This is a genomic window from Chryseobacterium oryctis (assembly GCF_025971925.1).
Taxonomy (GTDB): Bacteria; Bacteroidota; Bacteroidia; order Flavobacteriales; family Weeksellaceae; genus Chryseobacterium; species Chryseobacterium oryctis.
Genome location: NZ_JAPDHV010000001.1, coordinates 183,317 through 198,641, shown reverse-complemented (window position 1 = coordinate 198,641; position 15,325 = coordinate 183,317). Strand labels below are relative to the sequence as shown.

General features: G+C 32.3%; 15 protein-coding genes and 1 pseudogene. 11 read left to right on the top strand and 5 right to left on the bottom strand.

Translation table 11 applies throughout. The annotated features are described in order from the left end of the window. Positions 1-3 precede the first annotated feature (3 nt). Together OH806_RS00970 and OH806_RS00965 are read right to left on the bottom strand one after the other, a co-directional pair. Positions 4-915, bottom strand: coding sequence for an ABC transporter ATP-binding protein (locus tag OH806_RS00970; protein WP_264741821.1), 912 nt, complete (start codon positions 913-915; stop codon positions 4-6). A 106-nt stretch (positions 916-1,021) separates the two neighbouring features. Then, positions 1,022-1,372, bottom strand: a complete 351-nt coding sequence (locus tag OH806_RS00965) for a T9SS type A sorting domain-containing protein (protein WP_264741820.1) — start codon at positions 1,370-1,372, stop codon at positions 1,022-1,024. A gap of 121 nt (positions 1,373-1,493) precedes the next feature. On the opposite strand from OH806_RS00965, the gene hemB reads away from it, so the two are divergent. After that, complete coding sequence (hemB, locus tag OH806_RS00960) at positions 1,494-2,483, top strand: porphobilinogen synthase (protein ID WP_264741819.1); 990 nt, start codon at positions 1,494-1,496, stop codon at positions 2,481-2,483. Between the two features lie 83 nt (positions 2,484-2,566). On the opposite strand, the gene OH806_RS00955 is transcribed toward hemB, so the two are convergent. Further along, entirely contained in the window at positions 2,567-3,295 is a 729-nt protein-coding gene (locus tag OH806_RS00955; RefSeq protein WP_264741818.1) for a hypothetical protein, read from the bottom strand. A gap of 150 nt (positions 3,296-3,445) precedes the next feature. On the opposite strand from OH806_RS00955, the pseudogene lptB reads away from it, so the two are divergent. From lptB to OH806_RS00940, 3 genes and pseudogenes are all read left to right on the top strand, one after another. Then, positions 3,446-4,171, top strand: a pseudogene (gene lptB, locus OH806_RS00950) (LPS export ABC transporter ATP-binding protein); the annotation flags it as partial. A gap of 509 nt (positions 4,172-4,680) precedes the next feature. After that, the gene (locus OH806_RS00945) at positions 4,681-6,408 is read left to right on the top strand and encodes an ABC transporter ATP-binding protein (protein WP_264742318.1); all 1,728 of its coding nucleotides are present in this window, start codon (positions 4,681-4,683) and stop codon (positions 6,406-6,408) included. Between the two features lie 34 nt (positions 6,409-6,442). Then, positions 6,443-7,396: a helix-turn-helix transcriptional regulator gene (locus OH806_RS00940; protein WP_264741816.1), complete on the top strand. Its 954-nt coding sequence runs from the start codon at positions 6,443-6,445 to the stop codon at positions 7,394-7,396. A gap of 187 nt (positions 7,397-7,583) precedes the next feature. Here the strand turns inward: OH806_RS00940 and OH806_RS00935 are convergent, their stop codons facing one another. Next, the gene (locus tag OH806_RS00935; protein ID WP_264741815.1) at positions 7,584-8,075 is read right to left on the bottom strand and encodes a DinB family protein; all 492 of its coding nucleotides are present in this window, start codon (positions 8,073-8,075) and stop codon (positions 7,584-7,586) included. A 175-nt stretch (positions 8,076-8,250) separates the two neighbouring features. Between OH806_RS00935 and OH806_RS00930 the strand changes: the two genes are divergently transcribed. The 5 genes from OH806_RS00930 to OH806_RS00910 all read left to right on the top strand — a co-directional run bounded on the left by OH806_RS00930 (position 8,251) and on the right by OH806_RS00910 (position 12,542). After that, positions 8,251-8,835 carry a hypothetical protein gene (locus OH806_RS00930; RefSeq protein ID WP_264741814.1) on the top strand — a complete coding sequence of 195 codons (585 nt, stop codon included), beginning with the start codon at positions 8,251-8,253 and terminating at the stop codon, positions 8,833-8,835. 100 nt (positions 8,836-8,935) lie between these two features. Then, a complete protein-coding gene (locus OH806_RS00925) occupies positions 8,936-9,505 on the top strand; it encodes a cob(I)yrinic acid a,c-diamide adenosyltransferase (protein ID WP_264741813.1) in 570 nt (189 codons plus the stop codon). Beyond that, positions 9,495-10,124, top strand: a complete 630-nt coding sequence (locus tag OH806_RS00920) for a thiamine diphosphokinase (protein WP_264741812.1) — start codon at positions 9,495-9,497, stop codon at positions 10,122-10,124. Before OH806_RS00925 ends, OH806_RS00920 begins: the two co-directional genes overlap by 11 nt. Before the next feature lie 6 nt (positions 10,125-10,130). After that, positions 10,131-11,036: a tyrosine-protein phosphatase gene (locus OH806_RS00915; protein WP_319804061.1), complete on the top strand. Its 906-nt coding sequence runs from the start codon at positions 10,131-10,133 to the stop codon at positions 11,034-11,036. A 111-nt stretch (positions 11,037-11,147) separates the two neighbouring features. After that, on the top strand, positions 11,148-12,542 hold the full coding sequence (locus tag OH806_RS00910) for a type III PLP-dependent enzyme domain-containing protein (RefSeq protein WP_264741811.1): 1,395 nt from the start codon (positions 11,148-11,150) through the stop codon (positions 12,540-12,542). 139 nt (positions 12,543-12,681) lie between these two features. Here OH806_RS00910 and OH806_RS00905 read toward each other — a convergent pair whose 3' ends face one another. Next, complete coding sequence (locus OH806_RS00905) at positions 12,682-13,341, bottom strand: HAD family hydrolase (protein WP_264741810.1); 660 nt, start codon at positions 13,339-13,341, stop codon at positions 12,682-12,684. A 190-nt stretch (positions 13,342-13,531) separates the two neighbouring features. Here OH806_RS00905 and speB point away from each other — a divergent pair, with 190 nt between their 5' ends. Both speB and OH806_RS00895 read left to right on the top strand, forming a co-directional pair. Then, positions 13,532-14,386: an agmatinase gene (speB, locus tag OH806_RS00900; RefSeq protein WP_264741809.1), complete on the top strand. Its 855-nt coding sequence runs from the start codon at positions 13,532-13,534 to the stop codon at positions 14,384-14,386. 75 nt (positions 14,387-14,461) lie between these two features. Further along, positions 14,462-15,322, top strand: coding sequence for a bifunctional helix-turn-helix domain-containing protein/methylated-DNA--[protein]-cysteine S-methyltransferase (locus OH806_RS00895; RefSeq protein ID WP_264741808.1), 861 nt, complete (start codon positions 14,462-14,464; stop codon positions 15,320-15,322). Positions 15,323-15,325 lie beyond the last annotated feature (3 nt).

Genomic DNA, 15,325 nt, shown 5'->3' with positions numbered 1-15,325 from the left:
AAATTAAGAATTATTACTTACAGCATTAATAAATACTTCATTCATACTTGGGATTCTTTCGTCGAATGATCTTACTTTTCCGACGTTTACCAAATCTAAAAGAATATGATTTTGTTCATTTACATTTTTGATGTCGAATGATACTAAATTATTGTCATTTGAAAAATTGAAAATTTCATGTTTGCTTTTAAAATTTTCAAATTGTGTATCATCTACTTCGCTTAGTGTAATTCCGAAAATATTTTTCTTGAACTTTTCTCTTACGTCAAAGACTTTACCGTCAAGAACTTTTTGAGAATTATTAATCAATGCAACATAATCACACATTTCTTCAACGCTTTCCATTCTGTGGGTTGAAAGAATAATTGTCGTTCCGTTATTCTTAAGGTCAATAATTTGATCTTTGATTAGGTTTGCATTTACAGGGTCAAAACCTGAAAAAGGCTCATCAAGAATCAAGAGGTGAGGTCTGTGTAATACAGTTACAACAAACTGAATCTTTTGAGCCATACCTTTCGATAGTTCAGAAAGTTTTTTCTTCCACCACTGGTCAATATTCAGTTTTTCAAACCATTTCTTAGCTTCATTCAGTGCATCATTTTTACTCATTCCTTTCAGTTCACCAAAATAAAGAAGCTGGTCGCCAACAGTCATGTTTTTGTACAACCCTCTTTCTTCAGGCATATAACCGATGTCTTTAATATGATTTGGATTGAGCCTTTCTCCGTTGATAAACACGTTTCCGGAGTCGGCTTGTGTTATTTGATTGATGATTCGGATAAAAGATGTTTTTCCGGCTCCATTCGGACCTAAAAGACCATAAATACTACCTTTTGGAACATGGATGCTAAAATCATCCAAAGCTATTTTTTTACCTGCATTATAGGTCTTTCTAATATGTTCAGCTTTTAGCATTAATTTGTTTTTTATAATTAGTATAAAAATGTTTCGAAAGTTACGGAATAATTAAAAATAGATTTGAAGCTAAAAGAAAAAATCCTGATTTTCATCAGGATTTAGCTTATTGTTTTACAATTTGGGTGACCTTCATTGTATTGTCACTCAATATGTATCGGATTAAGTATTTTCCAGGCTTTAGTTTTTCGATGTTTACTTCACCAGAATTCATGTTTACTGAATAATTAGCAACCTGAGTACCTAGAATTGAATAAAAAGTCACACTTTTTATTTTTAACGAAGAATCTTTAGCTTTAAAGATAACAAAATCCTTCGCAGGGTTGGGATAAGCAACAAGAACACCGTCATCCGACTTCTGAGAGAAGGCTCCTGGTTCTTTTATTTGTGCTTTCATATTGCTGGAAAATCCAACAAAAGTGCCCAAAAATATAAATAAAAGTAAAAGTTTTTTCATCCAAAATAGTTTTTTGCGAATAGATTAATAACAAAAATAAATAATTCTACAATCTTGTGCAATAGTTTTTTTGTAGAAGTTGTAGTAAATTTGCAGAAACTTATTCAAAAAGTATTCCAAAATGATATATTCAAGAAACAGAAGGCTAAGAGTTAATGAATCTATAAGAAGTTTAGTAAGAGAAAATGTGCTTACAGCTAATGATTTCGTAATGCCAATCTTCGTAATGGAGGGTGAAAACGTGCAGGAACCAATTCCGTCAATGCCGGGGATTTTCAGGAGGAGTATAGATCTAACAGTAAAAGAATGTAAAGAATTATTTTCTTTGGGGGTAAAGGCTGTAAATCTTTACATGAAAGTTTCAGAAAATTTAAAAGACAATACGGGAAAAGAAGCATGGAATAAAAATGGATTGATGCAAAACACCATTAGAGCAATAAAAGATGCTGTTCCTGAAATGATTGTAATGCCTGATGTGGCTTTAGATCCATATTCTATTTATGGTCATGATGGTATTATTGAAAATGGGAAAATTGTAAATGATGCCACGAATGATGCTTTGGCAAGAATGTCTGTCTCGCATGCGGAAGCAGGAGCTGACATTGTGGCACCAAGTGATATGATGGATGGTAGAGTGCAGATAATTCGTGAAGCATTGGAAGAAAGTGGTTTTACTGATGTTGGGATTTTGAGTTATGCTGCAAAATATGCAAGTTCTTTTTATGGACCATTCAGAAGTGCTTTGGATAGTGCTCCAAAAGATAATATGGAAATTCCAAAAGATAAAAAAACATATCAGATGGATTTTCATAACTCTCGCGAAGCTTTAAATGAAGTTTTTAAAGATGTGGAAGAAGGAGCTGACATTATTATGATTAAACCGGGACTTCCGTATTTGGATATTGTGTCTAAAGTGCGCGAACTGATCGATCTTCCTATTGCTGTATATAATGTAAGTGGAGAATACGCAATGGTAAAAGCTGCTGCTCAAAACGGCTGGCTGGATAATGATAAAACAATCATTGAAAGTCTTACATGTATTAAAAGAGCGGGAGCAGATATGATTTTTACATATTTTGCGAAAGAAGCAGCGATGATTTTGAATAAATAATTTTTAAATCATCAATTATGGGTTATGAATTATGAGTTTAAATACTAAACTCATAATTCATAACTTTTTAATTTAAAACTAGTTTAAGAAATATCAAAGTCTTTACCTTTTGTAAATTTTGCAGCAAAAGGGGCTTGGTTTCCTGTATATTTTAAAATGAAGTTTTTCTTGGTATCGGTATCTGTTTTAGCTTCAATTTCAATATTTTGAGTTTGAAAACTAATATCTAAAGAAACAGCTGATTCTTTTTCAAGATAAATTTCTACACTTTCGGCATAAAATAGTGATGTGCTTAAATAATTGAACTTCACATTTTTTCGATACGTTTTAGACCTACTTTGAGTAAACTCCGAATAGTTTCTCAGAATTTCAACCCCAGGAGAATCTATATTTGTTATTCTTGATTTTGTAACACCATTTACTTTTATTGAAAAATCTTTTAAGTTTTTAATATTTCCATTGATTCCGATGTTGAAAAGTGAAGGTAGTGAAAGTCCATATTCTATCATGCTTTCTTTTGTAAATTCAAAATCAGGAATCAATGCAGGATTTTTCGGAACATTGATAAGTTGTTCTTTTATATGAGTTAAATTTTCTCCTGAAAATAAAAAACCGATTAAATTATTACCTGTTGTTCGCCAATTTCTTCCATTCCATTCAAAAATTTCGCAAAGTAGAGTATCTGTTGATGAATGTGGAAGTAAGTCGATATCCTGCCATTTGAAAACTTCTTTTGCGTAAGGTCGCCTGTTAACGATATTAAGACCAAGGTCTAATGCCATTAATTCTGTGAGTTCTTTATTGGTTGCCATAATATTAGATTTGGTATACTAAAATTATGGAAATTAAAGATAATGGTAAAGTTTTAGCTACTATTTAGAAACTTTTATTTTACTTAAACAAAATCAAACAATAATTCTACACAATACAAACTTTGTTTGGCATTTTTATATATTTGCTCTATGATTTTACGAGGAGAAAACTTAATCAAAGAATACGGTCCTAAAAAAGTTGTAAAAGGCGTTTCTGTACAGGTTCAGCAAGGAGAAATTGTTGGGTTGCTTGGTCCAAATGGAGCAGGGAAAACGACATCGTTTTATATGATTGTAGGTTTGGTTAAGCCCACTTCAGGTAGAATTTTTCTTGATAAGCAGGAAATCACATCCGATGCGATGTATCGAAGAGCTCAAAAGGGTATTGGATATCTTGCTCAGGAAGCATCTGTTTTTAGAAAGCTTTCTGTGGAAGAAAATATTATGGGAGTTTTGCAGTTGACGAAACTTTCAAAACGTGAACAGCAGATAAAATGTGATGAGCTGATTGAAGAATTTTCATTGCAACATGTTCGTAAAAATAGAGGAGATCTTCTTTCGGGAGGAGAGAGGCGAAGAACGGAAATTGCACGTTGTTTGGCAACAAGTCCGAACTTTATTCTTTTGGATGAGCCTTTTGCAGGGGTAGACCCAATTGCAGTTGAAGATATTCAGAAAATTGTAAGAAGTTTGGTTGATAAAAATATAGGAATCTTAATCACCGATCACAATGTTCAACAGACGTTAGCGATTACTAATAAGACATACATTATGTTTGAAGGGAAAATCCTAAAAGAAGGTCTTCCCGAAGATTTGGCAAATGATCCGCAGGTAAGAGAAGCGTATCTTGGTGAAAATTTTGTTTATCAGAGTATTTTGGATAAACCAAAAACTAAGACCTATGCTTATAATATTTGGGCAGGAAATTTTGATTCAAAATCTCAATTGCAAAGTTTTGTGGATGATAATTTTGGGCAGATTGATAATCTAAGATTGATGTATGGTTTTGAAGATATTAGTTTTGCATCGTTGGCAAATTCAGAGCTTGAACATATATTTAATGATGTTGTTGATAAAAACGCAAATAATTCTTTTGTGTTTCAGAAAAAGGAAATCAATTCTCAATATTCTTTAGAACAGGCAGAAGCCGAATCAAAAGCTGCAAGCAAGCCTGAATTGCATTATTTGACAACTTATCATTACGAAGGATAAAAGTTTAAAATAAGCAGAATATTTGCTAAAAAATATAATAAAACGTACCTTTTCTCTTGAAAACGGTACGTTTTTTAGTTAAAATAACTTCTATGTCAAAACCATTCAACAGAACAGTCACTTTATTAGGAATATATAAACAATTGGTTCCATTCATTAGACCTTATCGTTTAATGATTTACGGAACTTTATTTCTTACGTTTTTGGGAGCTTTAGCAGCGCAGGTGAACCCAATTGTGCTAAAATATACAGTTGATGAAGTTACCAAGCTCACTCATTTACCTCATCCTATGTCTGAAGGCATTCATATTTTGGTAGTGATTTCCATTATTTTATTAGGAAAAGAGCTGTTGAATATTTTCATCAATTTCGGGCAGAAATTTTATGGTGAAAAAATTAGAATTAATGTGAGTTCAGTTTTGGCTCAATCGGCAATTGATAAGATCCTGACTTATAGAGTCGCCTATTTTAATGATGAAAACCATGAATCAGGGAAACTTCAAATAAGAATTGATAGAGGAATTGAAAGTTTAACAAGATTAGTCCAGAACTTTTTTATTGATATACTTCCATTGTTTTCAAATGCGATTATTGCATTGATTATCATGTATATGCAAAATGTGTATGTTGGGTTGGTTTCTACGATTATTGTTCCGATTTACTTTTATATAAGCTCTCTACAGGCAAAAAAACTGGGTGGAGTGAGAAGAACTTTAAGAAATCAGCGTGAGCAAAAAACTTCGGGATTATTAAACTTAATTAACTCGATTATGGTTATTAAAAGTTTTGTTCGTGAGAAGTTTGAAGGAAAAAAACAATATGATTTGCAAATGCAGTTAATGGAAAGTCAGATGTTTACAAGAAAAACCAATTTTATTTATGATGGTTTAAAAACATTTATCGAGCAGTTTGGAGTAGTTTTGATTATCCTTTTGACGGTTTATTTGGTTTTAGACCAGCAAATGACCATTGGTGCAATTATGCTTCATATTATGCTTTTCAATAATGTTTCTGCGCCTATTCGTCAGTTACATAGGATCTATGATGATATGAATGACGCGATGATTTATGCAGAAGGATATTTTGATATTTTAAATGCTGACAACGAAAAAGAACCGAACGGAAATTTTGTAGAAAAAGACATTAAAGGCAATTTTGTATTAAACAATATTAATTTTTCTTATCCTAACGGAACTCAGGCTTTACACGATGTTTCCATGACAATAGAAAACGGAAAAACAACAGCTCTGGTTGGGTTAAGTGGAGCAGGAAAATCTACTATAATTAATCTATTGTGTAAATTTTATCTTCCGGAATCAGGACAAATTTTGTTGGATGGAGTAGATTTGAATGACTATGATAATACTTTTCTTCGTGATGATTTGGGTTTGGTGCTTCAAAAAAACCATATTTTTCAGGGAAGTATTGAAGATAATATCAGGTACGGAAATATGAATGCCAGTTTTGAAGAAATTCAGGAAGCTGCAAAAAAAGCCTATTTGCATGAGCAGATTTTAGATTTGCCGGAAGGTTATAAACATGATGCTACACAACTTTCAGGAGGTCAGCAACAAAGAATAGCTATTGCAAGATTGTTTTTGAAAAATCCTCCGATTATTTTCCTCGATGAGCCTACCGCAAGTCTTGATGCTATTGCGACGGAGCAGATTAAAAATTCTTTAGACGCCATAAAAGAAGGCAGAACTGTAATTATTATTTCGCACTCTTTATCTCAAATTTTAGATTCGGATAGAATTTACGTGATGAAAAAAGGTAGAGTTGTAGAAAGTGGAACTCATGATGAGCTTGTTCAAATCAACGGAACGTATCGAGAAATTTTTGATGCTTCGGCCAGAAGTCTCAATCTCGATAAACTTGTAAACACATATAAGGATAATTAAGATAGAGATTGATATTAAAGCTAATATCAGCAAAATGAACGACAATTATTTAAAAAAACTTGACCGGGTAACGGCTATTCTTACTCAATTACAGTCAAAGCCGATTGTAAGAGCACAAGATTTGGCTGAAAAATTTGACGTGAGTGTAAGAACGATTTATCGTGATGTAAAGACACTTGAAAACGCAGGAATTCCCATTGTTGGAGAAGCAGGAAGCGGATATTCTTTAATGGAAGGCTACAAACTTCCGCCAGTGATGTTTACAAAAGAAGAGGTTTTGAGTTTCATCACTGCGGAAAAACTGATGCAGAAATTTTTACACCAAAGTTTAGGAAATCATTATCAAACGGCAATGGAAAAAGTTCGTTCGGTACTGAAACATTCGGATAAAAATTTAATTCAGAATATCGAAAAACAGATTGACGTTTATAATTATCATCCCAAACCGGAAGACAACATCAGAAATATTATTCCTATTATTCTTGAAAGTATTGCGGAAAAGAAGCAGTTAATAATGGAATATAAAACCGTTGATTCCAAAATTTCAACGAGAACAATCGAAGCTGTTGGTGTTTTCTTTGAGTTTAATTATTGGTATATCATGGCTTTTTGTACGCTGCGAAATGATTTCAGGCAGTTTCGTGTTGACAGGATTCTTCAGATTTTCAAAACTCAAAATCCTTTTTTGCAAGAATATGGACAGATAAACGATTATCGTAAAAGTTCAAACGGAAATAAAACGAAAGTAAGGCTTCTTGTCGAGAAAAAAATTATAAATCATTTGGCTAATTCTAAAAAATATTACGGTTTAATAGAAGAAATTGATAGAGGAAATGAGGTAGAACTTATCTTTGAAACAGAATGGATTAACGACGGTTTTCCGCGTTGGTTGATAACTTTTGCAGATTATGCAACTATTTTGGAACCTGAAATTCTTAAAACCAAATTGAGCGATATTGTAAACAGAATTTCAAATAAGCATCAATAAAAACCTGACCATGAGTCGGGTTTTTATTGATGCTTATTTGAATGAAAAAGCTGAAACAAATGATAGAAATGAGACCTTTTTCTTAATATGAATTATTTTCTTACCACTTTGTTTACATTATGAAATGATTGATTGTTGATATTGAAATTAATCAAAGATTTTAACCTTAATAATGGCATTAATGGAGCTAAAATCTCTCCCAAAAAAAAGGAGGCTCAATTCCTAAAGCTCTTAAATATACATATCCTTGCCCGCGGTGATGGATTTCGTTATCCACAAAATATAGAATATTTTCATATACAGGAAATTCATATTGCCCAAATAAGTTGAAAGTTTCCTGAAAACGTTCTTCAGTTATTTTTGAAAAATAATTATTGATTATTTGTGTCTCTTCATCCCATTTTTTTAGAATTTCTTCTTTGGTTTTTGGGTTGAAAGCTTCCTCGTTGTACGCTTCGGTGTTACTTTCAACAATTCCTTTTAAAGCGGGGCCTCCAATGCTGATGAGTTCAACTGCTAATTTTGCGAATGGTCTCATTCCGCCAATTGAAAACTCGAATAATTCTTTTTCAGGAAAAGCTTCAATTACTCTTCTGGTAAGATTTCTATGACCTTGCCAATGTTTTAGTAGTTGTTCAGATGTCATAAATTGTTTTGTGATTGTTTCTGTAGTTGTCATAACTAATTTGTTTTTAAGTGTTATTGTTGATACAAAGGTAAAAAGGAGTTGTGACAACAGTTTGTCAGTAGGTTTTTATGATTAAAAATTTTTTTCATTAAAATATCATTTCCACTTTTCCGTTAGAGTAGAGAATTGATTAATTAAATTGTAAATTGTACGGAAATTTATAAATATGAAGAAGATTATTTTGTCTGTTGTTACTGTGTTTTTATTGTTATCCTGTAATAAAATTGAAGAGAAAATAGACCAAACTGTTCAAAAAACTGCAGAAACTGTTCAGCAGAAGGCTCAACAAGCAGTGGAAGAAACAGTAAAAAATACAATTAATGAATCGATAAATTCTTTAACCAATTCTGAAGATATTAAGTTCAATCAGGTTTTTCCAGGTTCAGGAGAAGCGATAGTTACAGAAGAAAAAGGGAAAAAGTTTAAGTTTCCGAATGGTTCCGAAGGTTTTATCTTTAAATATAAAGCAGATAAAGCAGTTTTAATTCCTTTTTTAGAAAAACAAACAACAACGAATGAAAGCAAATCAGATAAGTCTGCCAGAAAAATTGACGGACAAAGTATTATAGATAAAATTAGTTTTATAGAAAAATTTCTTCCTGAAAATACGATTGATTCCGGCTTTTTGGATGAAATTAAAAATGATAATAGTATTGAATATTACAAACTGAAAAGATTTCCGAATAGCAGTACAATTATCTACAATCCCAAGAACCATACCGTATTGCAATACGTTGAGGTAAATAAATAATTTGAAAGATGACCGGTTTTTTATCGGTCATTTTGTTTTTTAGATTTATACAATCATTCAAAAATTTGTAAAACTTATTATAAAAAAGTATTTTAGTAGTATGAAAATTTATACTAAAACAGGGGACAAAGGACAAACTGCACTTTATGGCGGAACAAGGGTTTCAAAAGCAAGTGCAAGAGTTGATAGCTACGGAAATATAGATGAGCTTAATTCATTCATCGGAATTGCAAAAAGCCATATTGAAGATGAAGAAGTTTTAAAGCAGCTTAAGAAAATTCAGTTTGATTTATTTACAGTGGGTTCTGAAGCGGCAACTCCGGTTGATAAATTGATGTTGGCAAACGGCAAATCACGTCTTCCTATTATTATTTCTGATATAGAAATTGAAGAGCTGGAAAACTGGATGGATGCTTTTGACGAAAAAATAGAACCTTTACAATATTTTATCCTTCCTGGAGGTGGAAAAGCGGCTACTTTTTTACATGCTGCGAGAACAATTTGCAGAAGAGCAGAACGTTCTTTGGTCTTTTTGAATGAATCGGAAGAAGTTCGACCTGAATTGATTAAATACTTAAACAGACTTTCAGATTATATTTTTGTTTTGGCAAGATATATTTCAAAAATTAATAACGAACCGGAAGAATACTGGAATCCGAATGAAAGATAAAGCATTACTTTTCATCAACGGAGATGCTCCAAAAACTTTTCCACGACCTGATGATTATGGTTTGATTGCCTGTACAGATGGTGCTTTTCATTATTTAAAAAATCTGAATTTCCCTTTAGATAAACTAGATTTTATTTCAGGTGATTTTGATTCTCATTCTGGTTCGGATGAAAATATTTATCAGGATAAATTCATTCACACACCCGATCAGGAAAGAACGGATTTTCATAAAGCATTGGAAATTATTTTAGAAAAAGGGTTTGCAAAAGTTGATGTTTTGGGAGGAAGTGGAGGAGAGCAAGACCATTTTTTGGGAAACCTTACGGTAGCTTATCGTTTTAAAGATACAATGGATATTAAGTTTTATGATGAATTTTCAGAGTATTATTTTATTCCGAAAAACACTGTTTTGAAGGGAGTGAAAGATAAAATGATTTCTTTGTATCCGTTTCCGATGGTTGAAAATATTACAACAAAAGGGCTTAATTGGACTTTAAATAAAGGAAATGCAAGTATGACGACCAATCTTTTAACCCGGAATTTTGCGGTGGAAGATGAGGTTTCGATTGAATATGAAAAAGGAGATTTACTGATTTTCATAGGAAAGAAGTATCTGTAGTTTTACCTGAATTTAAGTAACATTAAGAATTGTCTGCTGAGAAAAATAATTAAAATATCGCTTTTCATCACTTCATTAATCTGTGTTTTTTCATGTAAAACACAACAATTTTCTATACCTGAATACGGAAAATTAGAAAATGAAAAACCAATTGACATCGGAAAAGTTTATAATTTCCGAACCATAGGAAATGTTAAAAATATCGATGGTAGAACTTTAAAGGAAGGGAGATTTTATAGAAGCGGACATCTTTCAAAACTAAAGAAAAAGTCTTTTGAAGAGTTTGAAAATTTAGGAATCAAAGAAATTATTGATCTTAGAAACTCCAAGGAAATTGACAAAAAACCTGACAATCTTCCTGAAAATTTTGTTTACAAAAATTATTCAGCTTTTGAAGATAAAGGGGATCAATTAGACCAGGCAAGAAAGCTGGTTTTAAAAGGAAAAGTGAATGGTTCTGATGCAGATAAAAGAATGCTTGATTTTTATAAGGAATATGTTACGGAAAATCCTGAAATTATCAAGAAAATTATCACGGAAATTTTAGATTCAGATCTGCCTGTTTTATACCATTGTACTGCCGGAAAAGACCGAACCGGAATTACGACTGCTTTGCTTTTGACAATTTTGAAATTTGACAAGCAAACTATTTATAATGAATATCTTTTGTCCAATAATTATAGAGAAAAACTTGTTCAGAAAAGGCTTAAACAGGCAAATAATTTACATTTTTTATATCCCAAAATGGATTTGAAAGTTTTAGAAAAATTGAGCTGGGTTGAAACAGCCTATCTTGATGCTGCTTTTAATGAAATTAATAAAAAATACGGTTCAATTGATATATATATTCAACAGGTTTTGGGAATTTCTGAAGATAAAAGACAGCAATACATTCAGAAGTTTACATACTGATAATCAATATGATGTTTTTACCGAGAAATGCTTGAAAATTTATAATAAATTTAACGCTAAAAAATCAAACTTTTTTAGCAATTTTGCATTTCTTAATTCACTTATTTAGAAATGAAAATAAAATACTCGGAACTTATTGATCAGACGTTATACTTCCCGACAGAAGAGTTTAATGTTTCTGAGAACAATTTGTTATTTCACGACATTCCTTTAATGGATGTTGTTGAAAAATTTGGCACCCCGCTAAAAATTAGCTACCTGCCGAGAATTTCTCAAAATATCCAGAAAGCGAAAAGCTGGTTTAAGGAGGCCTTTGAGAAAACCGAATATAAAAAGAGTTATACTTATTGTTATTGTACAAAATCAAGTCATTTCAAATTTGTATTAGAGGAAGCTTTAAAAAATGATATTTCTATTGAAACTTCTTCTGCCTATGACATGGATATTGTAAAATCTTTGTACGAAAACGGAAAAGTAGATAAAAATATTGAAGTTATATGTAATGGTTTTAAAACTGATGATTATCTGGCGAAAATCTCGGATATGATCAATAGCGGTTTTGAAAATATTACTCCAATTTTAGATAATTACCGTGAGCTGGATAAGCTTACGGAAAGTATTGATTCAACTTTTGACATCGGAATAAGAATTGCTTCAGAGGAAGAGCCTAAATTCGAATTTTATACCTCAAGATTAGGCATCGGATATAAAGATATTATTCCATATTACAGTCAAAAAATTGCTGAGCACCCGAATGCAAGATTGAAAATGCTTCATTTCTTCATCAATACCGGAATTAAGGATACAGCATATTATTGGAACGAATTGTATAAATGTCTTCGTGTGTATGCGCGTTTGAAGAAAATTGCACCGGAAGTTGATTCATTAAACATTGGTGGTGGTTTTCCTATTAAAACTTCTTTGAACTTTGATTATGATTATCAGTACATGGTTGAGGAAATTGTTTCTCAAATCAAGAAATTCTGTGAGGAAGAAGGGGTTGAAGAGCCAAATATTTACACAGAATTCGGAAGTTTTACTGTGGGAGAAAGTGGTGCAAATATTTATAAAATTATTTCTCAAAAACGTCAGAATGATAGAGAAAAATGGAACATGATTGATTCTTCTTTCATGACAACACTTCCTGATACTTGGGCAATTTCGAGACACTTTATCATGCTTCCTCTGAACAGATGGGAAGATACTTATGAAAGAGTTTTCTTGGGTGGTTTAACGTGTGATTCAGATGATTATTACAACTCCGAACAACATACCAATGCCATTTATTTGCCTGTTTTCAGTGATACAAAACCTTTATATATTGGGTTTTTCCATACAGGAGCGTATCAGGAAACAATCAGTGGATTTGGAGGAATTCATCACTGTTTGATGCCTCAGCCGAGACATATTTTGATTCAAAAAGATGAGAATGGAGAATTGCAATATGAAATTTTCCGTGAAAAGCAAGAACCTGAGGATGTATTGAAAATTCTTGGATATAAATAGAATATTGAACTTGGGTTTGTCGTTTCGACGATAGGAGAAATCTAATATTTAAAATAGATTCTTCATTTCACTTCGTTTTATTCAGAATGACAATAACAAAAGCAAATAAAAAATCTCTCAAAATTTTTGAGAGATTTTTTTAGAAATATATTGATATTTTATCTAATTCTAGTTCTGCATAATCTGAAACAACATTATTTGCTAAAGTATAATCCTGATTTTTAGAATGTGGACTTCTATAAGCACTACAGAAAATATTGGCTCTGTGTGCTGCTAAAATTCCGTTTGTAGAATCTTCTATAACCATGCAGTTTTCAGGTGTTTCATCTGCCATTTCTGCTGCTAAAAGAAAAACTTCGGGATGAGGTTTTGATTCTTTTAAGTCTGCTCCGCTTATTTTTCCGCTGAAATATTTTTCTAATCCGAATTTTTCAAAAACCATATTGATGGTAGTCATGGTTGCAGAAGATGCCAGAATTAATTTTATACCGTTTTCATGATAATGTTGAATTAAATTTCTCACTCCGGGAATCAAGTCAAACTCATCATCGTTGTAAAAATAATCCTTGAAATGAGCTCTTTTGATTTTTGCAATTTCTTCGTGGGTTTTGTTTAAATTAAATTGAACAATCAAAGTCTCACAAACCCTTTTTGTAGAAGCTCCTGTAAAAGAAGTATACAAGTCTTCCGAAACATTAATTTCAAGTTCACTGAATGTTTTAAAATAAGCTTTTCTATGCAATGGTTCCGTATCTACAATTACCCCATCCATATCGAAAAGAACAGCTTTTAAAGGCATATTTTTGTTTTTTTTACAAAGATAAGCATTTGAGTAATGAATTATAAGTTATAAGTCATGCGTACAGAAATTTTGAATTTAATTAACTGAAATAATGCCACTCGAAACTCATAATTCATCACTTATAACTAACTCTCATCTTCTAACTTCTTTGTATCTTTGCCGTAATCATTTAATTTCTTAAAAATATATGAAAACATACGCAGGAATTCCTGAAGAAAATGCATCGTTAGAAAACTCTAAAGTAATGTTGGTAACGGTTCCTTACGATGGAACGTCAACTTGGGGGAAAGGAGCTGATAAAGGTCCGGAATTGTTCTTAGATGCTTCCGAAAATATGGAGCTTTATGATATAGAGACACAAACAGAACCTTATCTTGAAGGGGTTTATTTGGCAGGAGAAGTTTCTGAAAACTCTAGTCCTGAAGCGATGACAGATGCCGTTTATCAAAAAACTAAAGAACTTTTGAATAATGAGGGCAAATTATTTACACTTTTCGGAGGAGAGCACTCGGTTTCTATAGGTTCAATTCGTGCGGTTGGAGAGAAGTACGAAAATTTAACGGTTCTTCAACTGGATGCTCATACAGACTTACGCCCTGAGTTTCATGGTTCTACTTCTAATCATGCTTGTGCAGTTTTTGAAGCGAATCAGAAACATAATTTGGTACAAGTGGGAATCCGTTCTATGGATGTTGAGGAAGCTCAATATTTACCGGAAGGAAGAGTGTTTTTTGCTCACGAAATTGCAAATAATGAGAATTGGGTAAATGATGTTTTGGAAAAAGTATCAGGAAATGTTTATATCACAATTGACTTAGATGCTTTTGACCCTTCAATTGCTCCGTCAACAGGAACTCCTGAACCTGGTGGACTACAATGGTATCCAACCTTGGAATTATTAAGAAAAGTATTTGAAAAATGTAACGTTGTAGCATTTGATATTGTAGAATTGATGGATTCTCCAATGGCAAAACCAAGTGCATTCTTGGCTGCAAAGTTGTATTACAAGATGCTTGCTTATTATCATATTTACAACAAATAGTAACTAAAATTTCGCAAGAATCGGATTTTTTCTGTTGTGTATTCTTTGGAAATTTGTGAGGTAAAATAAAATGTTATGGCTACACAAAGTCAAATTGATTATAACAGAATTGCCAAAGCAATAGAATATATTCAGAAGAATTTTAAACTTCAGCCGAGTTTGGAGGAAGTGGCCGAAAATATCCACTTGAGTCCGACTCATTTTCAGAAGATGTTTTCTGACTGGGCAGGAACGAGTCCGAAGAAATTTTTGCAATTCATCAGTCTTGAACATGCGAAAAATTTGTTGAAAGAAGAAAAAGCGAGTTTATTTGATACAGCTTATGAGACAGGACTTTCAAGCACAAGCAGATTGCATGATTTGTTTGTGAAAATTGAAGGGATGTCTCCTGCAGAATATAAAAACGGAGGAAAAAGTTTAAAGATTAATTTTAGTTTTTCCGAAACTCCTTTTGGAAGTGTAATTACAGCTTCCACAGAAAAAGGAATCTGCTTTATGGCTTTTGAAAATAATAAAAATAAAGCATTGGGAGATTTGCAAAGTAAATTTCCTAATGCTTCTTTTTTTGAAAGTCAGGATGACTTTCAGCAAAATGCATTATCCATTTTTGATAAAGACTGGACGAAGCTAAACACCATCAAATTACATTTAAAAGGAACTGATTTTCAGTTAAAAGTTTGGGAAAGCCTTCTTAAAATTCCGATGGGTAAATTATCAACCTACGGAAATTTAGCGAAAAAAATAGGTAGCCCAAATGCATCGAGAGCAGTCGGAACTGCAATTGGGAGCAATCCTGTCGCTTTTTTAATTCCTTGTCATCGTGTTATTCAATCTACAGGAAATTTGGGAGGTTACAGATGGGGAAGTGATAGAAAACAATTGATTATAGGTTGGGAAAGTGCCAAAGTCTACTCTGAAAATCCGACATTACTATAAATT